19 protein-coding genes are annotated in these 18,196 nt (G+C 73.8%); 7 read left to right on the top strand and 12 right to left on the bottom strand.

All coding sequences use genetic code 11. From position 1 onward, the window contains the following. Positions 1-7: 7 nt before the first annotated feature. Positions 8-1,096 carry an ABC transporter ATP-binding protein gene (locus ACVW07_RS06930; RefSeq protein WP_456818518.1) on the top strand — a complete coding sequence of 363 codons (1,089 nt, stop codon included), beginning with the start codon at positions 8-10 and terminating at the stop codon, positions 1,094-1,096. Beyond that, positions 1,093-1,827 carry an ABC transporter ATP-binding protein gene (locus ACVW07_RS06935; RefSeq protein ID WP_456818519.1) on the top strand — a complete coding sequence of 245 codons (735 nt, stop codon included), beginning with the start codon at positions 1,093-1,095 and terminating at the stop codon, positions 1,825-1,827. Before ACVW07_RS06930 ends, ACVW07_RS06935 begins: the two co-directional genes overlap by 4 nt. Positions 1,828-1,870: 43 nt before the next feature. Here the strand turns inward: ACVW07_RS06935 and ACVW07_RS06940 are convergent, their stop codons facing one another. The 3 genes from ACVW07_RS06940 to ACVW07_RS06950 all read right to left on the bottom strand — a co-directional run bounded on the left by ACVW07_RS06940 (position 1,871) and on the right by ACVW07_RS06950 (position 4,879). Further along, complete coding sequence (locus ACVW07_RS06940) at positions 1,871-2,104, bottom strand: hypothetical protein (protein WP_456818520.1); 234 nt, start codon at positions 2,102-2,104, stop codon at positions 1,871-1,873. Positions 2,105-2,281: 177 nt separating this feature from the next. After that, the gene (locus ACVW07_RS06945; protein WP_456818521.1) at positions 2,282-3,667 is read right to left on the bottom strand and encodes a PhoH family protein; all 1,386 of its coding nucleotides are present in this window, start codon (positions 3,665-3,667) and stop codon (positions 2,282-2,284) included. Positions 3,668-4,117: 450 nt separating this feature from the next. After that, positions 4,118-4,879: an isoprenyl transferase gene (locus ACVW07_RS06950; protein WP_456818522.1), complete on the bottom strand. Its 762-nt coding sequence runs from the start codon at positions 4,877-4,879 to the stop codon at positions 4,118-4,120. Between the two features lie 318 nt (positions 4,880-5,197). Here ACVW07_RS06950 and trhA point away from each other — a divergent pair, with 318 nt between their 5' ends. Beyond that, positions 5,198-5,887, top strand: coding sequence for a PAQR family membrane homeostasis protein TrhA (trhA, locus tag ACVW07_RS06955; protein WP_456821043.1), 690 nt, complete (start codon positions 5,198-5,200; stop codon positions 5,885-5,887). 53 nt (positions 5,888-5,940) lie between these two features. Here trhA and ACVW07_RS06960 read toward each other — a convergent pair whose 3' ends face one another. Genes ACVW07_RS06960 through mca form a run of 3 tightly spaced genes read right to left on the bottom strand, consistent with a single transcriptional unit; the run spans position 5,941 to position 8,026 of the window. Beyond that, positions 5,941-6,765 carry a nitrilase-related carbon-nitrogen hydrolase gene (locus ACVW07_RS06960; protein ID WP_456818523.1) on the bottom strand — a complete coding sequence of 275 codons (825 nt, stop codon included), beginning with the start codon at positions 6,763-6,765 and terminating at the stop codon, positions 5,941-5,943. Then, complete coding sequence (locus ACVW07_RS06965) at positions 6,762-7,154, bottom strand: hypothetical protein (protein WP_456818524.1); 393 nt, start codon at positions 7,152-7,154, stop codon at positions 6,762-6,764. The genes ACVW07_RS06960 and ACVW07_RS06965 overlap by 4 nt, the downstream gene beginning before the upstream one ends. Next, entirely contained in the window at positions 7,154-8,026 is an 873-nt protein-coding gene (gene mca / locus ACVW07_RS06970) for a mycothiol conjugate amidase Mca (protein WP_456821044.1), read from the bottom strand. Before mca ends, ACVW07_RS06965 begins: the two co-directional genes overlap by 1 nt. A 193-nt stretch (positions 8,027-8,219) precedes the next feature. Between mca and ACVW07_RS06975 the strand changes: the two genes are divergently transcribed. Together ACVW07_RS06975 and greA are read left to right on the top strand one after the other, a co-directional pair. Next, positions 8,220-8,657 (top strand): DUF4307 domain-containing protein, encoded by a 438-nt coding sequence (locus ACVW07_RS06975; RefSeq protein WP_456818525.1) that lies wholly within the window; start codon positions 8,220-8,222, stop codon positions 8,655-8,657. 279 nt (positions 8,658-8,936) lie between these two features. Further along, on the top strand, positions 8,937-9,443 hold the full coding sequence (gene greA, locus ACVW07_RS06980; protein ID WP_456818526.1) for a transcription elongation factor GreA: 507 nt from the start codon (positions 8,937-8,939) through the stop codon (positions 9,441-9,443). A gap of 42 nt (positions 9,444-9,485) precedes the next feature. Here greA and ilvA read toward each other — a convergent pair whose 3' ends face one another. The 3 genes from ilvA to ACVW07_RS06995 form a co-directional block, all read right to left on the bottom strand. Then, positions 9,486-10,685, bottom strand: coding sequence for a threonine ammonia-lyase (gene ilvA / locus ACVW07_RS06985; RefSeq protein ID WP_456818527.1), 1,200 nt, complete (start codon positions 10,683-10,685; stop codon positions 9,486-9,488). Then, complete coding sequence (locus tag ACVW07_RS06990) at positions 10,682-11,998, bottom strand: AI-2E family transporter (RefSeq protein WP_456818528.1); 1,317 nt, start codon at positions 11,996-11,998, stop codon at positions 10,682-10,684. Before ACVW07_RS06990 ends, ilvA begins: the two co-directional genes overlap by 4 nt. Before the next feature lie 65 nt (positions 11,999-12,063). After that, positions 12,064-13,296, bottom strand: a complete 1,233-nt coding sequence (locus ACVW07_RS06995; protein WP_456818529.1) for a cystathionine gamma-synthase — start codon at positions 13,294-13,296, stop codon at positions 12,064-12,066. Positions 13,297-13,412: 116 nt separating this feature from the next. On the opposite strand from ACVW07_RS06995, the gene msrA reads away from it, so the two are divergent. Together msrA and ACVW07_RS07005 are read left to right on the top strand one after the other, a co-directional pair. Beyond that, positions 13,413-14,081, top strand: a complete 669-nt coding sequence (msrA, locus tag ACVW07_RS07000) for a peptide-methionine (S)-S-oxide reductase MsrA (RefSeq protein ID WP_456818530.1) — start codon at positions 13,413-13,415, stop codon at positions 14,079-14,081. Between the two features lie 329 nt (positions 14,082-14,410). Beyond that, the gene (locus ACVW07_RS07005) at positions 14,411-15,661 is read left to right on the top strand and encodes a D-arabinono-1,4-lactone oxidase (RefSeq protein ID WP_456818531.1); all 1,251 of its coding nucleotides are present in this window, start codon (positions 14,411-14,413) and stop codon (positions 15,659-15,661) included. Between the two features lie 75 nt (positions 15,662-15,736). Here ACVW07_RS07005 and ACVW07_RS07010 read toward each other — a convergent pair whose 3' ends face one another. Genes ACVW07_RS07010 through ACVW07_RS07020 form a run of 3 tightly spaced genes read right to left on the bottom strand, consistent with a single transcriptional unit; the run spans position 15,737 to position 18,139 of the window. Continuing rightward, positions 15,737-16,759 (bottom strand): transglutaminase-like domain-containing protein, encoded by a 1,023-nt coding sequence (locus tag ACVW07_RS07010; protein WP_456818532.1) that lies wholly within the window; start codon positions 16,757-16,759, stop codon positions 15,737-15,739. Positions 16,760-16,793: 34 nt separating this feature from the next. Beyond that, positions 16,794-17,672: a MerR family transcriptional regulator gene (locus ACVW07_RS07015; RefSeq protein WP_456818533.1), complete on the bottom strand. Its 879-nt coding sequence runs from the start codon at positions 17,670-17,672 to the stop codon at positions 16,794-16,796. Positions 17,673-17,731: 59 nt separating this feature from the next. Beyond that, positions 17,732-18,139, bottom strand: coding sequence for an FKBP-type peptidyl-prolyl cis-trans isomerase (locus ACVW07_RS07020; protein ID WP_456818534.1), 408 nt, complete (start codon positions 18,137-18,139; stop codon positions 17,732-17,734). Positions 18,140-18,196 lie beyond the last annotated feature (57 nt).

Below are 18,196 nucleotides of genomic sequence, written 5' to 3' on the forward strand. Positions count from 1 at the left end.
GGACGCCATGACCGCGACCGAGACCGTCGAGAGCCTCGGGGCGCTCGAGGAGCGCGCACGCCGGCAGACGGGCGAGTTCGGCGAGGGCGCACTCATCGTGTGCGACTCGCTCGTGCGGATCTACCAGTCCGAGGGCGTCGAGGTGCAGGCGCTGCAGGGCCTCGACCTGCTCGTCGAGGCGGGCGAGCTCGTCGCGATCGTGGGCGCGTCCGGGTCCGGCAAGTCGACCCTGCTCTCCGTCCTGTCCGGACTCGACGTGCCGACGGCCGGACGGGTCCGGGTCGGGCCCTGGGACCTGATGTCGATGTCGGCGAAACAGCGCGTGGACTACCGCCGCTCGATGGTCGGGTTCGTGTGGCAGCAGACCGCGCGCAACATCGTGCCGTACCTGTCGTCGACCGAGAACGTCGCCTTCCCCCTCGCGCTGGCCGGGGTGCGGCGACGGGCGCGGGAGAAGCGGGCGGCCGAGCTGCTCGACGTGCTCGGCGTGGGGTACTGCGCCGACCGCCGGCCGGCGCAGATGTCGGGCGGCGAGCAGCAGCGGGTGGCGATCGCCGTCGCGCTGGCCAACTCCCCCGAGGTGCTGTTCGCCGACGAGCCCACCGGCGAGCTCGACTCCGCGACGTCGCACGACGTGCTCGAGGGCCTGCGGACCGTGAACAGGGAGCTCGGCACGACCGTGGTCGTCGTCACGCACGACTCCGGCGTCAGCGAGCACGTGCAGCGGACCGTGGCCATCCGGGACGGCCGCACGAGCTCGGAGGTGCTGCGCCGCACCCACACCGCCGAGGACGGCACCGAGAGCGTGGTCGCGGAGGAGTACGCGGTGCTCGACCGCGCCGGTCGGGTCCAGCTCCCGCGCGAGTACCGGCAGACGTTGGACCTGGTGGGCAAGGTACGGCTGGCGCTGGAGTCGTCCCACATCTCGGTCTGGCCCGACCGGCCCGTGTCCGCGCCGCGGGCCCTGCACGAGCAACCGGCGCGTGCGCACGGCGAACAGCCGGCCCGGACCGGGCGGCACGCGGCCGTCCCCGCGGCGCCGGTGCACCCCAGCACGACCCCGGCCACCACCGACGACGAGGAGGCGGCCCGGTGACGAACCCCACGACGGCCACGTCTGCAGGCACGCTCACCTCACCGGTCGCACGGGAGGACGCCCTCGTCCGTGTCGAGCACGTGACGCGCACCTACGGCACGGGCGCGACGGCGGTGCACGCGCTGCGCGACGTGTCGTTCACGATCGCCCCCGGCGAGCTCGTGGCACTGGTCGGCCGGTCCGGGTCGGGCAAGACGACGCTGCTCAACGTGATCGGCGGCCTCGACAAGCCCGACGAGGGCCGGGCGGTGGTCGACGGTCGTGAGGTCTCGTCGCTCGACGAGCGCGGTCTCGTGGAGCTGCGCCGGGACGTCGTGTCGTTCGTCTTCCAGACGTTCGGCCTGGTGCCTGTGCTGTCGGCCGCCGAGAACGTCGGCGTCCCCCTGCGGCTGCGCCGGCTGCGGACGGCGGACCGCGAGGCCCGGGTGGCCCTGCTGCTCGACCTCGTCGGGCTCGGCGACCACGCCCGGCAGCGGCCCGGCGAGATGTCAGGCGGCCAGCAGCAGCGCGTGGCGATCGCCCGGGCGCTGGCCAACTCCCCCCGTCTGCTCGTCGCGGACGAGCCGACCGGTCAGCTCGACACGGAGACCGGCACGGCCGTCATGGCCCTCCTGCGCGCCGTCGTCGAGGCCGAGGGCATGACCGCGATCGTCTCGACGCACGATCCCCTGATGCTCTCGCTCGCGGACCGGGTCATCCGCCTGGCGGACGGGCAGCTGGTCGAGGGCTGATCCCACCGTCGACGGGAGAACCGTCGGCCGCGGCGGAACGCGCCTACTGCTTGGCGACGTAGGCGACCCCGAGACCGCCGGCGAGGAAGGCCATCGTGGTCGTCACGACCCCACCCGTGGCGAGCACGACGGCGGCCTGCTCGGGCCAGTAGATCTGCGCCAGGCCGCTCGCGAGCACCGCGAGGGTGCCGACCAAGAGGGTGGCGTAGTAGACGGCCTTGCGCACCGCGGTGGGGATGTTCGGTGCGTAGGGCTCGTCGGTGGTGGCGGTGGTCATCGTTCCTGCTCCTCTTCTCGCTCGCGGCGCGCACGTCCCGGCTGTCGGAACGGCACCAGGTACCGGGAAGGAGCACCGGTGCGGGCGGCTGATGCAGGTCGCCGGTCAGAGATTTCTGGCACGGCCGGCATCCTCCCTGAAAGGAGGACGCCGGCCCGCCACGCGAGGAGTCCGGCGTCAGACCTCGATACCCTCCAGCAGCTCGGTGACCAGCGCGGCGACGGGCGACCGCTCCGACCGGGTCAGCGTCACGTGCGCGAACAGCGGGTGGCCCTTGAGCGCCTCGATGACCGCGGCGACGCCGTCGTGCCGGCCGACCCGCAGGTTGTCCCGCTGGGCGACGTCGTGCGTGAGGACCACCCGGGACGACTGGCCGATGCGGGACAGCACGGTGAGCAGCACGTTCCGCTCGAGCGACTGGGCCTCGTCGACGATCACGAACGCGTCGTGCAGCGACCGGCCGCGGATGTGCGTGAGCGGGAGCACCTCGAGGATGTCCCGGTCGAGCACCTCCTCGACGACCTCCTTGCTGACGAGCGCGCCGAGCGTGTCGAACACGGCCTGCGCCCAGGGGTTCATCTTCTCCGCCTCGCTGCCCGGCAGGTAGCCGAGGTCCTGGCCCCCGACGGCGTACAGCGGCCGGAACACCATGACCTTGCGGTGCTGCCGCCGCTCCAGCACCGCCTCCAGCCCGGCGCACAGGGCCAGGGCGGACTTACCGGTCCCGGCCCGGCCACCGAGCGAGACGATCCCGACCTCCTCGTCGAGCAGCAGGTCGATCGCGATCCGCTGCTCGGCGCTGCGGCCGTGCACGCCGAACACGTCCTGGTCGCCCCGGACGAGCTGCACGTGCTTGTCGGCGGTGACCCGCCCGAGCGCGGACCCGCGCGGGCTGTGCAGCACGAGGCCGGTGTGGCACGGCAGGTCGGCCGGGGCACCCGAGCCGCCGGGCGCCTGGAACCCGGGGTCGACGTCCGCGAGCGCGACCGACTCGTGCTCCCACAGGTCGGCCATCTGCTGCTCGGTGAGGTCGAGCGTGTCCATCCCGGTCCAGCCGGAGTCGACGGCGAGCTCGGCCCGGTACTCCTCGGCCCGGAGGCCCACCGCGGACGCCTTGACGCGCATCGGGAGGTCCTTGGACACGACCGTCACGTCGCGCCCCTCGGCGGCGAGGTTGGCCGCGACCGCCAGGATGCGCGTGTCGTTGTCGCCGAGCCGGAAGCCGGCGGGCAGCACGGACGGGTCGGTGTGGTTGAGCTCGACGCGCAGGGTGCCGCCCTGGTCGCCGATCGGGAGCGGGGCGTCGAGGCGGCCGTGCTCGATGCGCAGGTCGTCGAGCATCCGCAGGGCGGACCGGGCGAAGTACCCGAGCTCCGCGTGGTGCCGCTTGCCCTCGAGCTCGGTGATCACGACGACGGGCAGGACCACGTCGTGCTCCGCGAACCGCAGGATCGCCTTGGGGTCGGACAGGAGCACGGAGGTGTCGAGGACGTACGTGATCGGTCCGTCGACGGTGTCGCTGGGGGTGAAGGCGTCCGTGACGTGCTGTGCCTTGCTGACCACGGCAGGCTCCCTCCGGCGCTCAGTGGCGCCGTTCAGGGCGCCTCACGCCGGCAGTCCGCGCACGCGGACCGGGGAGCCGACGTTCGGCGACGGGACGGGGGTGGTCGGCCCCTCCGGTGAAAGAGGGCCGGGTCCGACCCTCCTCCCGGAGCGGATGCTCCATGGGCTGGCCTCCCGGGACGGCGGTCGCCGTCCTCTATCGCGGAACGTAGCCCGGGCCTCGGACATGCCCGGGCAGACACGCGCAGTCGTCACATACCGTTCACTCGGTCGATACATCCCGTCGCACCGACCTGTCGGCGTGTCGTCGGCGAGCCCGGGGTCAGCGGCCGAGGCGACGCTCGCGAGCCGGGTTCAGCGGCCGAGGCGACGCTCTCGATCCGGGGTCAGCGGCCGAGGCGACGCTCTCGATCCGGGGTCAGCGGCCGAGGCGACGCTCTCGATCCGGGGTCAGCGGCCGAGGCGACGCTCGCGGGCCGCGTACGCCCGGCACGCCCGCAGGAAGTCGACCCGCCGGAAGTCGGGCCAGTACGCCTCGCAGAAGTAGAACTCGGAGTGCGCGCTCTGCCAGAGCAGGAACCCGCCGAGCCGCTGCTCGCCGGAGGTGCGGATCACGAGGTCGGGGTCGGGCTGGCCCTTGGTGTAGAGGCGCTCGGCGATGTGCTCCATGTCGAACTGCTCGGCGAGCTCGTCGAGGTCGGTCCCTGCCTCGGCGTGCTCGCGCAGGAAGGAGCGCACGGCGTCGGCGATCTCGCGACGTCCGCCATAGCCGACGGCGACGTTGACGTGCAGCCCGACGACGTCGGCGGTGGCGTCCTGGGCGGCACGCAGCGCGGCGGCGGTGTGGTCCGGCAGCAGCTCGAGGGCGCCCATCGGCTGGAGCCGCCACCGGCGGGTCGCCGCGAGGCCGCGGACGGCCGACTCGATGATGGCGAGCAGCGGGTCGAGCTCCTCGGGTGAGCGCTCGAGGTTGTCGGTGGACAGCATCCAGAGCGTGACGACCTCGACGCCGATGTCCTCGCTCCACCCGAGGAGGTCGGCGATCTTGTCGGCGCCCGCCTGGTGGCCCCGGGCGGTGGACGTGCCCGCGCTGCGCGCCCAGCGACGGTTGCCGTCGAGGATGACGCCCACGTGGCGGGGTACCCGGTCCGCCGGGAGCGAGGCCGCCAGGCGGCGCTCGTACAGCCCGTACAGCGGATGGGGCAGACGCACGCAGGTCTCCTGGGGTCGTCGTCGGGGGGTGCGGTCCGTGCGGCGTGGTGGACCACGTTCACCGTACCGGCCGTGCCGCGCCGTCGTGGACGGTCCGAGGACCGCGTCAGCCTCCTGCGCGGTGCCCGCACGCCCGCCCGCACGCCCGCCCGCACGCCCGTCCCGCACGCCCGTTCCGCCCGACCGACCACGAGTTCGACACCTCAGGTTACGGTGCCGTAACCTACGGTCTCGTAACTTAGCTTCCTCGACGAGACGAGTGCCTCCGTGAGTGCCACCTCCGCGCCCCGCCCCGGGTCGTCGTCCACATCCCCGACACTGCGGGAGGATGTCACCGTGAGCGTCTCCCGCGCGGCCGAACAGGTGGCCGACTCCGTCAAGCCCCGCCTCCGAGGCTGGATCCACGCGGGCGTCGCACCCCTGGTGCTGGTGGCGTCCGTCGTGCTCGTCGCGCTGTCCCCCACGCCCGCCGCGAGGTGGTCGACTGCCGTGTTCGGGCTGACCGCGGTGATGCTCTTCGGCACGAGCGCCGTCTACCACCGCGGCCGCTGGTCACCACGGGTCAGCGGCGTGCTCCGCCGGCTCGACCACACCAACATCTTCCTCATCATCGCCGGCACCTACACACCGCTCGCGGTGCTGCTGCTCCCGGCGCAGACCGCGAAGGTGCTGCTGGTCGTCGTGTGGTCCGGCGCGCTGCTGGGCATGCTGTCGCGCATCTTCTGGCTCGGCGCACCACGGTGGGTCTACGTGCCCGTCTACCTGGCGCTCGGCTGGGTCGCCGTGTGGTTCTTCCCGGCGTTCTACCGCGGCGGCGGCCTCGAGATCGTCCTGCTCGTCGCCGCGGGGGGCCTGGCCTACACGCTCGGCGCCGTGGTCTACGGGCTCAAGCGCCCCAACCCGAGCCCCCGGTGGTTCGGGTTCCACGAGGTGTTCCACGCCCTCACCGTGGTGGCGTTCGCGTGCCACTACATCGCGGTGTCGATGGCCTCGTACGGCTCGGCCTGACGCGCCTGCCGCGCCCGACCGGCGCGTCGGCCCGGCGCCTGGGTCCGCGGCGGTCAGTCCTTCGGGACCACCCGGTAGCGCCGGTTCGCCAGCGAGGGGTTGCGCTCCCGCACCGCGGCGAGCGCCGCGGCGTCCAGGTCCACGGTCCTGATGCCGGCGGCCTCGTCGAGCTCGAGGCCCACCACCCCGTCGGGCCCGACGACGACAGAGCGGCCCACCACCCCGGCCCCCGCCTGGCCGACCGCGACCACCGCGGCGGTGTTCTCGATCGCGCGCGCGATGGCGAGCGTCCGCCAGTGCATCGCCTTCAGCTCACCGTCGGCCCACGCGGCCGGCACGACGAGCGCGTCCGCCCCGGCGTCGACCGCACGGCGCGCCGACTCGGGGAACCGCAGGTCGTAGCAGGTGAGCACGCCGAACCGCACGCCGGCGACCTCCATCACGAGGGGTGAAGCGTCGGCCGGGCCGGCCTCGAGCCGGTCGGACTCGCGCTGACCGAACGCGTCGTAGAGGTGCACCTTGCGGTAGACGCCGACGAGCCGCCCGGTCCCGTCGACCCCGACGACCGCGTTCACGGCCCGGCCGTCGGTGCCGGGAAGCAGCGTCCCGGCGATCACGGCGACGCCCGTCGCGGCTGCCCGCTCGCGCAGCAGCGTGACGAACGGCCCGGACAGCGGCTCGGCGTAGGCCGCCCCGACACCGTGCTGCTCGAACGCCGAGGCGTACTCGGGGAGCACGAGCAGGTCGGACCTGCGGTGCGCCGCCACCGCGAACGCCTCGGCGACGAGCTGACGGTTGGCCGCCCGGTCGTCGCTGACCTCGACCTGCCCGACGGTGATGCGGACGGCCGGACGGACCGGCGGCTCGGGTCGGCTCATCGCCCGCGGCCCTGCCCCGGGCCACCCGCCTGAGGGCCGCCGCCCTCGTCCCTCGGCCGGTCGTCCGGGTCCTGCGGCGGGTGGCGGAGCGTCGTGTCCAGGTCGGCGTCCACCTCGAGGTCCGGCCCGGCCGCCCCCGCGTCGACCACACTGCGGTCCTGACGAGGCGCCTCGTCGTCGAGCCCGAGCTGCTTGGCACGCCGGTCGACGATCCTCAGCTGCTTCGTCAGCGACAGGAAGAGGCCCACGGCTGCGAGCGCCAGCACGAAGGTCACCACGAACCCGATGAACCCGGGTGACCCCTCTGTCGCGTCGGTGACCGTGACGCCGCCCGACGACGACGGGCCGGGCTCGACGAGCGCGAGCCCGGCGAGCAGCACCCGGCCCATCAGGCTCCGTCCTGGGAGGAGGCCACGCCCCGGATGCCCGCGAACAGGTCGTCCTCCGGGAGCGTCACCGGCACCCGCGCCTCGGCCAGCTCGTACTCCTCGGTGGGCCACTGGGCCAGCTCGACCTCCCGCGGCACGGCGAAGAAGAAGCCGTCCGGGTCGATCTGCGTGGCGTGCGCCCGGAGCGCGGCGTCCCGGGCGGGGAAGAACGCGCTGCAGGGGACGTGCGTGGTGACCTGCCGCTCCGGAACCTCGCGGGCCTCTCGCGAGTCGATCCAGTCGCCGAACGGCGACTCGCGACCGGCGGCGACGAGCGCGTCGTGGACCGCACGCATGCGCGCGAGCGAGAAGCCGTGGTTGTAGTAGAGCTTGAGCGGCGTCCACGGCTCGCCCCGGTCGGGGTAGCGGTCAGGGTCGCCCGCGGCCGCGAACGCCTCGACGGAGACCCGGTGGCACATCACGTGGTCGGGGTGGGGGTAGCCGCCCGAGGGGTCGTACGTCGTGATGACGTGCGGCCGGAAGTCGCGGACCACCTCCACGAGGGGTGCGGTCGCCTCCTCCAGCGGGACGAGCGCGAAGCAGCCCTCGGGCAGCGGCGGCAGCGGGTCACCCTCCGGCAGCCCCGAGTCGACGAAGCCGAGCCAGTGCTGACGGATCCCGAGGGCTTCTGCGGCGGCGGCCATCTCGAGCAGGCGCACCGCCCGCATGCCTTCGATCCCGCCCTCCACCTCGCCGTAGCTCGGGTTCAGCACATCGCCGCGCTCGCCTCCGGTGCACGTCACCACCAGCACGTCGACGCCGTGGGCGGCGTACATCGCGGTGGTCGCGGCACCCTTGCTCGACTCGTCGTCGGGGTGGGCGTGCACCGCCATCAGTCGCAGCCGCTCTTCGGTCACCTTCGAGCCCTCCCGTCGCGCGCCCACGCGTCGGACCCCACGGTCCGGACCAGCGGTGGGACGAGAGACAATGATCGCGCACGCCCCGAGGTGCTCGCGCACCGCCGGCCCCAGGACCTGGCCGAGCGGCACGTCGACGCCCATGTCGAGGCGCACGACGAGGAGCCCCGTGACACCCACCCCCGGCGTCCAGCCGCCCGAAGGCCGCTACGGCCCGGCGGTGGCCCCGCGCACGGGCGTGCGCCGGTGGCTCGGCTGGGCCGTGCTCGGCGTCGTCGCCGTCGGCCTGCTGGTGTGGGTGGCGATCGGCGTCGTCGACCAGCCCGTGTCCTGGAAGGACGTCGGCTACCACGTGGACGACGCCACGTCGGTGCAGGTCACCTTCGAGGTCACCAAGCCGCGCGACGACACCGTGTCGTGCCGGGTCCAGGCGCTCTCCCAGTCGTTCGCCGAGGTCGGCGTGCGCACCGTGGAGGTCGGTCCCGCCGAGACGGGGACACGACGGGTCACCGTGACCGTGCCGACCGCGGAGCTCGCCGTGAGCGGCACGGTCGCGTCGTGCGACCGCCTCGAGCCCGGCGGCGCGCCTGCCGTGGACGGGTACTGACACCGCGGGCCGCAACCCCGATCATCCGTGACACCGCAGGCCCGGCGCCCAGGTCATGTGTGACCCACGGCACCCTTCGGGGCACCCGCGAGCGCCCCGGTTGCTATCCTTGCCGTTTCACACGCCGCCCCGGTCCGGCGTGACCACCAGGTCGACGCGACCGAGAAGGCACGGCGAGCACCCCCGCCAGAGGCTCTCCCACCCGTGTGCGTCGAGCAGCGGCGCCGTCTGGGGACGACCTGCCGGCACGTCCGGCACTCACGCATGGAAGGAGCGATCGTGACCGACACGACTGCGGCCACCTGGCTGACGCAGGAGGCCTACGACCGGCTCAGCACCGAGCTCGACCGCCTCAAGGGCGCGGGCCGCGCGGAGATCACCGCACGCATCGCGGCCGCCCGGGACGAGGGCGACCTGAAGGAGAACGGCGGCTACCACGCGGCCCGCGAGGAGCAGGGCAAGCAGGAGGCCCGCATCCGCGAGCTCGAGGCGAAGCTGCACAACGTGCAGATCAGCACGCCCGAGGACAACGGGATCGTCGTCCCCGGCATGGTCGTGACCGCGTCCGTCGCCGGCGACCAGATGGTGTTCCTGCTCGGGTCCCGCGAGATCGCCGGGGACGCCGAGATCGAGGTCTTCTCCCCCACGTCGCCGCTGGGCGCCGCGATCCTCGGGCGGTCCGTGGGCGACTCCACGGCGTACACCGCGCCGAACGGGCGCGAGATCCCGGTGGAGATCGTGGCGGCCAAGCCGTTCCGCGCCGAGGAGGGTCCGGCGTCCGGCTGACGGCCGCGCGGGCTCGTCCCGACGCCGCCCGCGGCGTGCGGGTCACGGGTCCTGCAGCCGGTACCCCTGCCCGCGCAGGTCCTGCAGGACCTGCGCGCAGTGGTCGGGTCCCTTGGTCTCGACCTGCACCTCCACCCCGACCTCGTCGAGCGCGAGGTCGCCGCCGGTGCGCACATGGGACACGTCCATCACGTTGCCCCCCGACGAGGCCAGGTGCTGCAGCAGCGCCGCCAGGGCGCCGGGCGTGTCGTGGATCCGGACCCGGATCTGCAGGAACCGTCCCGCCGACGCCAGCCCGTGCCTGACCACCCGCAGGAGCACCTGGGGGTCGATGTTGCCGCCCGACAGCACCGCCACGACGGGCGCCTCGAAGTCGCGCGGCGCCGCCATCAACGCCGCGACCGCGACGGCCCCGGACGGCTCGACGAGCAGCTTGGCCCGCTCGGCGACCAGCAGCAGGGCCCGTGAGATGTCCTCCTCGGAGACGGTCCGGACGTCGACGCGCCGGGTGTCGAGGACCTCGAACGGCACGGTGCCCGGAAAGCCGACCGCGATGCCGTCGGCCATGGTCCGCAGCTCCGGGGCCCGCACCGGGCGGTGCACGGCGAGCGAGGCGGGATAGGCGGCCGCGCGGGCGGCCTGCACGCCGACCACGCGCACGTGCGGACGCGCCTCGGAGAGCGCCGCGACGATCCCCGCAGCGAGGCCGCCGCCGCCCACGGGCACCACGACGGTCGCGACGTCGGGCACCTGGTCGAGGATCTCGAGCGCGAGGGTGCCCTGGCCGGCGACCACGTCCGCGTGGTCGAACGGGTGGATGAGCACGGCGCCCGTCCGGTCCGCGTGCTCCTGCGCGTGCACGAGGGCCTCGTCGACGCTCCGCCCGGCCAGCTCCACGTGGGCGCCGTAGTCCCGGGTCGCCACCTTGGGCAGCGCGGCGTCGACCGGCATGAACACCACCGCACCGATGCCGAGGATGCGGGCGGCGAGGGCGACGCCCTGGGCGTGGTTGCCGGCGCTGGCAGCGACCACACCGCGGTTCCGCTCCGCTGTGCTCAGCCGCGCCATCCGCACGTACGCGCCACGGATCTTGAACGAGCCGGCCCGCTGCAGGTTCTCGCACTTGAGCCACACGTCCCCGCCGACGAGCCGCGACAGGGCCCTGCTGACCTGCACCGGCGTGGGGTCCGCGACGCCCTCCAGCAGCTCGGCAGCCTTCTGGACGTCCGCGAGGCCGATCACGGACGGTCGCGCTCCGGTGCGGCGACGGCGCTGCTGTCCGGGCCGGTCGCCGGCTCGTCACCGAGCTCGTCGTCGACCTCGTCGGACTCGGCGCGCAGCTCGGACTCACGCTCGACCACCTGGGCGATCGCCCGGTCGAGCACGGGGTGGCCGCGCCCACGCACGGAGACGTGGTCGTCACGGCCGAGCTGGGGGAACTTGTCGTGCCCGTGCAGGTACAGCACCATCGTGTTCAGCACGGCGGCGACGGGCACGGCGAAGAGGGCGCCGATGATGCCGGCGACGAAGGAGCCCGCGGCGACGGCGAGCAGCACGGCGATCGGGTGCAGCGAGACGGCGTGCCCCATCAGGAACGGCTGCAGCACGTGGCCCTCGATCTGCTGCACGGTCACCACGACGGCGAGCATGATCAGGGCGGCCCCCGGGCCCTGTGCGACGAGCGCGACGAGGATCGCGATCGACCCGGTGACGACCGCGCCGACGATCGGGACGAACGAGCCGAGGAACACGAGGATCGCCAGCGGCAGCGCGAGCGGCACCTGCAGGATCGCGGCGCCGAGCCCGATGCCGATCGCGTCCACCGCGGCCACCAGGATCTGGGTGCGGGTGTACGCGCCGAGCGTCACGACGCCGCGCCGGCCCGCCTGGTGCACGTGCTCGCGCGACCCGCGAGGCAGCAGGCCGACGACCCAGGCCCAGATGGTCCGGCCGTCGAGCAGGAAGAAGAACGTGCAGAACAGCGCGATCAGGGTCCCGGCGAGCACGTGGCCGATCGTCGTGGTGGCGTGCAGCGCCCCGGAGACGAGCTGCGAGCTGCCCCCGCCGCCCGTCGCCGACCGCAGCTGGTCGGTCAACGAGGTGAGGTCCGCACTGGACAGGCCCAGCGGCCCGGTGGAGAGCCACTCGGTGATCTTGTCGATGCCCTCGGCGGCCTGGTCCCAGATCTCGCCGATGCCCTTGACGATCGAGCGTCCGGCGAGCGTCAGCAGGGCGCCGACGAGGGCCACGAGCCCGAGCAGCGCGACCGCGCACGCAGCCACCCTCGGCAGCCTGACCTTGGCCTGCAGCCAGTGCACGAGTGGTGTGAGCAGGACCGTGACGAGCAGCGCGACCGCCACCGGCACGACGACGACCTTCAGCACCGACAGCAGCCACATCAGGACGGCGAGCGCGGCCCCGATCAGCAGCAGCCGCCACGACCAGGACGCCGCAGTACGCACGGACTGCGGCACCGGCCGGGCGGCCTCCGCCCCCTGGCTCGCGACGACGACGACGGCGCGTTCCTCCGCCGGACGGGTGGCCTGGCTCGTCATGGGTTCCCTCCTGCGGTCGTCGGGCATCACTGGCTCGGCCGTGCCGGGCACCACGTCGCGGGCGCTCACGCGGTCCGCCCGGCGGCGAGCGCACGGTCCAGGTCGGCGAGCAGGTCGTCGACGTCCTCGATGCCCACCGAGAGACGCACGAGGTCGTCGGGGACCTCCAGTGCGGTCCCCGCCACCGACCCGTGCGTCATCCGGTGGGGGTGCTCGATGAGCGACTCGACGCCACCGAGCGACTCGGCGAGCGTGAAGACCTCGGTCGCCCCGCACACGGCCACCGCCGAGGCCTCGCTGCCGGTCCGGAACGACACCATGCCGCCGAAGCCGCGCATCTGCCGGGCGGCGACCTCGTGGCCGGGGTGCTCGGGGAGCCCGGGATAGATCACGTGCGGGACGGCGTCGTGCGCCACCAGGAACTCGGCGACCCGGGTCGCGTTGGCGACGTGCCGGTCCATCCGCACGGCGAGCGTGCGCAGCCCGCGCAGCGTGAGCCACGCGTCGAACGGCCCGGCGACGGCCCCGGACGCGTTCTGGTGGAACCGCAGGGCGTCAGCCAGGTTCGTGGTCCCCGTCGGCCCGGCGAGCCCCACCGGGAGCTGGGCGCCGTCCGCGACCACGAGGGCACCGCCCACCACGTCCGAGTGGCCGCCCACGTACTTCGTCGTCGAGTGCACGACGACGTCCGCCCCCAGCGCGAGCGGGTTCTGCAGGTACGGCGTCGCGAACGTGTTGTCGACGACGAGCAGCACGCCTGTCGACCGGGCGTGCGCCGCGAGCTCCGCGACGTCCGCCACGCCGAGCAGCGGGTTCGTCGGCGTCTCGACCCACACGACCTTGGTGCGGCCGGGCTCGATCGCGGCGATCACGGCCGCCGGGTCGGACAGGTCCACGGCCGTGTGCTCGACCCCCCACGGCCCGAACACCTTGGCCACCAGGCGGTACGTGCCCCCGTAGGCGTCGTCGGGGACGACGACGTGGTCGCCCGGTCGCAGCACCGCACGCAGCAGGGTGTCCTCGGCCGCGAGACCCGACGCGAACGCGAACCCGGCCGCTCCCCCTTCCGCTGCCGCGAGCGCTTCCTCGAGGGCCGTCCGGGTGGGGTTGGCGGAGCGCGAGTACTCGTACCCGCTGCGCAGACCACCGACCCCGTCCTGCTTGTACGTGGAGACCTGGAAGATGGGCGGCACGACGGCTCCCGTCGCCGCGTCGGGCTCCTGACCTGCATGGATGGCGCGGGTGGAGAAGCCGGCGGCGGTCCAGTCGTACCCGGGCGCGCGGGGGTCGGTCGTCACGCCCTCAGGCTAGGTGGTGACGGGAACACCGGCAGGTCCAGGGCGGTTGCACACGCCGGGAAGGATCAGGCGGCGACCCAGCCACCCCGACGCCTCCCGGGAAAGGACCCCGCACCATGAGCTGGCTGTTCGGATCCGCACTCTCCTCCACGATGGTCGAGCCCGAGCGGGCTCTCGCCGGTCGAGACGACTACGCCTACGCGGTACCCACGACGCACACGGTCCTGGGCACCCCGCTGCACGGGCCCTGGCCGGACGGCACCCGGGTGCTGTACGTCGCCATGGGCTGTTTCTGGGGTGCGGAGCGCGCCTTCTGGCAGACCCCCGGAGTGGTCACCACGGCCGTCGGCTACCAGGGCGGCTACACGCCGTACCCCACCTACGAGGAGACGTGCACCGGCCTGACCGGGCACACCGAGGCCGTGCTCGTCGCCTACGACCCGACGGTGATCTCCGACGACGACGTGCTCCGGACGTTCTGGGAGTCGCACGACCCGACGCAGGGCTACCGGCAGGGCAACGACCGCGGCACGCAGTACCGGTCCGCGCTCTACACCACCACGCCCGAGCAGGCGGAGGCCGCGAAGCGCACCAGGGACGAGTACCAGCCGCGGCTGACCCGGTCCGGCTTCGGCGCCGTCACGACGGAGATCCGCCCGGCGTCGGAGGCGGGGACGTTCTACTACGCCGAGGGCTACCACCAGCAGTACCTCGACAAGAACCCGAGCGGGTACTGCGGGCTGGGCGGCACCGGGGTGTCCTGCCCCCGCCCGACCGGCGCCTGACCTCGTCGAGGACGCTCCGGCCGGCTCTCCCGAGGGGAGCCGGCCGGAGTTCGTCGGGCGGGCGGCCGACGCGCCCCTCGTCGACCGCCCGCCCGCCGTGCAGCAGGCCGGGGCCCCCGTGACCCGTCACCTGCCGCCTCCGGTGGTGGCTCGTGCACAACCCGTCGGAGCGGCTTGTCACGAACGGTAATGACACGGGTGCTGCACGGTCCATGCACGTCCACGCCGCGCCGGACCGAGGTCCAGGTCAGGCACCTGACGTACGTTGGCCCGACGGGTCGAGACGGGGCCCGACCAGGGCCGGGAGGCCTGTCGACGGGGGACCGCACATGACTCTGACCACGTGGGCCGGCAACTACACGTACACCGCCCGGACCGTGCACCGCCCGACCACGGTCGACGAGCTGCAGGAGGTCGTCGCGGGTGCGCGCCACGTCCGGGCGCTCGGGACTCGGCACTGCTTCAACGACGTCGCCGACGGACCGGACGCCCTCGTGGTGCTCGACGCGATCGAGCCGGACGTCGTGCTCGACACGGACGCCCGCACCGTCACGGTCGGGGGCGGGGTGCGCTACGGGGCGCTGGCCGAGCAGCTGCACGCCGCCGGCTGGGCCGTGCACAACCTGGCGTCGCTCCCCCACATCAGCGTCGCCGGTGCGGTCGCGACGGCGACGCACGGGTCGGGCGACCGGTCGCAGAACCTCGCGGCCGCCGTCTCGGCTCTCGCGCTCGTCGGGCCCGGTGGGGAGCTGCGGCACGTGGCCCGGGGCGACGACGACTTCGCGGGATCGGTCGTGGCACTCGGTGCGCTCGGCGTCGCTGCCCGCGTCACCCTCGACGTCGAGCCCACCTTCGACGTCGCCCAGGAGGTGCACCTCGACGTCCCCTGGGACGCGGTCCTGGAGCACTTCGACGAGCTCACGTCGAGCGCCGACTCCGTGAGCGTGTTCACCGACTGGGCCGGACCCACGTTGCGGCAGGTCTGGCGCAAGACCCGGGTGACCTCCTCGTACGCCCCACGGGAGGACCTGTTCGGCGGGACGCCGGCCGACAGCCAGCGGCACATGCTCCCCGGCATCGACCCCGTCAACGCGACGCAGCAGCTCGGCGTCCCCGGCCCCTGGCACGAGCGGCTGCCGCACTTCAAGGTGGCGTTCACGCCGAGCAACGGCGACGAGCTGCAGTCCGAGTACCTCGTGCCGCGCCGGCATGCCGTCGGGGCGATCTCCGCCCTCCGGGAGCTGCGGGACCGGATCGCGCCGCTCCTGCAGGTCACCGAGCTGCGTACCGTGGCGGCCGACGACCTGTGGCTGTCGACGGCGTACGGCGAGGACGTCGTCGGCCTGCACTTCACGTGGCTCCCGCGCCAGGCCGAGGTCGGAGCGCTGCTCCCCACCATCGAGGCCGCGCTCGCCCCCTTCGAGGCGCGGCCGCACTGGGGCAAGCTGTTCGCCGACGTGGACCGGGACCTGGCCCGGCTGTACCCGCGGTCGGCCGACTTCCGGGCGCTCGTCGCGCGCGCGGACCCCGACGGCGTGTTCCGCAACGACTTCCTCGACCGGCACGTGCTCGCCGGCTGACCGCGTGCGGCCCGAGCCGGGTCAGGACCGCGTGCGGCCCGAGCCGGGTCAGGACCGCCCGCGGCCCGAGCCGGGTCACGACCGCCAGAGCGTCCGCCGCGCCTCCAGGTCGGTGTCGCCCACCCGGCCGGTCGGCGACATCGTGACGACGGCCGCGCGGTTCGGGTTGACGAGCGAGGCCGCGGCGTACACCTCGTCGAGCGCAGCCTCGGCACCCGCGTCCCCGGCGTCGGCCCGGACCAGCAGCTCCGCGACCCGGTCGGCGACACGGTCGAGGTCGTCGCCGGGAGCGGCCGGCATGCCGGCCGGCGCCTGGCCCGGCCCGCCTTCCGGCCCGTCGTCCGGCCCGTCCTTCGGCACGGCACGCCAGACGTCGTCCGGCACGGCGCTCCAGAGGTCCCACAGCAGGAGCTCGTCGCGCTGCCGGTGTGCGAGCTCCATCAGCACGTACTGCCGGACGAACTCGGCGCCCCCGAGCTCGGGCAGGGACGGGTCGACGCCGAAGACGCTTGCGTCGACCGTCCCGGCCCGCACCTGCAGCCACACCTCGGCAGCCGTCTGGAACGGCGCTCCCGCACCGGCGGGGATGTCGTGCACGTCGAAACCCCAGCCCTGCGGGCCGGGTCGCTGTCCGGGTCGCAGTCCGCGTGCGGGGTCGAGCATGGCGTCGAACCTGACCCACCGGTGGCCGTCCCAGCGCTCGGCGACGACGTGGTCGTAGTGGAACCCCTCCTCGAAGTACCCGGCGAACCCGATCCGGCTGCGCGCGGGGATCCCGTGCTCCCGCAGCGCACCCACGGCGAGCAGCGTGAAGTCCCGGCAGCACCCGGCGACCCGGTCGGGCACCGGCCGGTCGGTGGCGAGCGGGCCGGGCACCCGTGCCGTCGCGACGTCGAGCACGTCGGCGAGCCAGCGCAGGTCGACGTCGGCGACCTGGCCGTCGGCGAGCTCGGAGGCCTGGCCGCGGTAGTGCACGAGCGTCGCGCAGGCGGCCTGGTGCAGCGCGGCGGGTGTCGGTGCGATGTCGGCGAGCAGCGCGGCGTGGATGCCGGGGTCGGAGTAGCGGCTGTGCTGGGCGTATGCGTCGATGGTGGGCATGGCAGTCAGCCTCCGGTCTGCCCCTGGGGCAGGGTCAAGAGGTCGGTCTCCCCGAGGTCCGCACCGACGTCGCGCCGGCGGGCACGGGCTGCGCGACGTGGGCGACGACGCCCTCGTCCGACCACGGCACGGGATAGAGCTCGCGCAGCGGCCCGGATCCCTCGATCCCCTGCTCGACGAACCACCCGTCGAGCGCCAGGTACGCCCCGATGATCTGCGGGTACCGGCACTGGGCCGCGGTCACCGGCACGGCGGCGAGCAGGGCGGCGGGCTCCTCGCGCAGCACGACCTCCCCGGCCGGGTCGGCGTGACCCTCGTACGGCACGCAGGTCTCGACCGGCCCGTCCCCGTCGGGGCCGACGGCGCCGTGGAAGAGCACCCAGAACTCGCAGCCGGTGGTCGCCCCCGACCCGGCGAGGTGGTGGCGCAGCGCGAGCACGTCCGACGTGAACGCCGCCACGAGCTCCGGCTGGCCCACATGGCGGCGGATCGAGGCGACGCGTCGGGCAGGGGCCTGCCGGACGTCGACGTCGGACGTGCTGAACCCGGTCACCGCCAGGACCGGCCGCCCGGCCGTCTTTGCCAGGGTCCGCACGACCAGGTCGACCGCAGGTCCCCGGTCGTCCAGCTCCCGGCGCCGGTCGGCCCACCAGGTGCGGACCGTCCCGGCGAGCTCGTCGCCCGGCCCGGCCAGCACGTCGGCGACCAGCGCCAACGGCATGTCCAGCCTCCGGAGGAGGGCGATCGTGCGCGCCTGCTCCAGCTGGTCGGGCGAGTAGTACCGGTACCCGTTGTCGGGATCGACCCGGGCGGGCGGGAGGATGCCCCGTGCGTCGTACAGGCGCAGGGCCTTGAGAGACAGGCCCGACCTGCGGGCGAGCTCTCCGATCGTGAGGTCGGCGTCCGGTCGCACGTTCCCGACCCTACGCACGACCCCGCCGCCGGCGGACCGGACGGCGGGGTCGTGGTGCCTCAGTTGCTGGTGTTGACGATGTCCACGACGAACACCAGCGTGTCGCCGCCACGGATGCCCGCCTGCGGCGCGCCACGGTCGCCGTACCCGAGGTGCGACGGGATGGACAGGAGCACCCGCGAGCCGACCTGCTGGCCGACGAGACCCTCGTCCCAGCCGCCGATGACGGCGCCGACGCCGATCGGGAAGCTGATGGACTCGCGGCGGTCGTAGGAGTTGTCGAAGACGTGACCGCCCCACGTCTGGCCGAGGTAGTGCACCTCGATGTCGTCGCCGGCCTCGACGAGCGCGCCGTCGCCGCGGGACAGGACCTGCACCTCGAGCTCGGCAGGTGCCTGCGCGTCGGGGAAGGTGAGCGTGGGCTTCTCGCCGAACGACCCGGACGCCTCGGGAAGCGCTGCGGACATGACGTACTCCTTCGATGGATGACAGTGCCGGACCATCTTGCCAACAGCGGCCGACAG

The organism is Cellulomonas sp. URHB0016 (assembly GCF_054057935.1).

What these genes read in the sequence shown, in the direction of transcription:
- ACVW07_RS06990 (WP_456818528.1), bottom strand. Translation starts at nt 11,998, where the DNA reads ATGACGAGCCAGGCCACCCGTCCGGCGGAGGAACGCGCCGTCGTCGTC.
- ACVW07_RS06960 (WP_456818523.1), bottom strand. Translation starts at nt 6,765, where the DNA reads ATGAGCCGACCCGAGCCGCCGGTCCGTCCGGCCGTCCGCATCACCGTC.
- ACVW07_RS07010 (WP_456818532.1), bottom strand. Translation starts at nt 16,759, where the DNA reads ATGCCCACCATCGACGCATACGCCCAGCACAGCCGCTACTCCGACCCC.
- ACVW07_RS06965 (WP_456818524.1), bottom strand. Translation starts at nt 7,154, where the DNA reads ATGGGCCGGGTGCTGCTCGCCGGGCTCGCGCTCGTCGAGCCCGGCCCG.
- msrA (WP_456818530.1), top strand. Translation starts at nt 13,413, where the DNA reads ATGAGCTGGCTGTTCGGATCCGCACTCTCCTCCACGATGGTCGAGCCC.
- mca (WP_456821044.1), bottom strand. Translation starts at nt 8,026, where the DNA reads ATGGCGGTGCACGCCCACCCCGACGACGAGTCGAGCAAGGGTGCCGCG.
- ACVW07_RS06940 (WP_456818520.1), bottom strand. Translation starts at nt 2,104, where the DNA reads ATGACCACCGCCACCACCGACGAGCCCTACGCACCGAACATCCCCACC.
- ACVW07_RS07005 (WP_456818531.1), top strand. Translation starts at nt 14,411, where the DNA reads ATGACTCTGACCACGTGGGCCGGCAACTACACGTACACCGCCCGGACC.
- ACVW07_RS07020 (WP_456818534.1), bottom strand. Translation starts at nt 18,139, where the DNA reads ATGTCCGCAGCGCTTCCCGAGGCGTCCGGGTCGTTCGGCGAGAAGCCC.
- ACVW07_RS06930 (WP_456818518.1), top strand. Translation starts at nt 8, where the DNA reads ATGACCGCGACCGAGACCGTCGAGAGCCTCGGGGCGCTCGAGGAGCGC.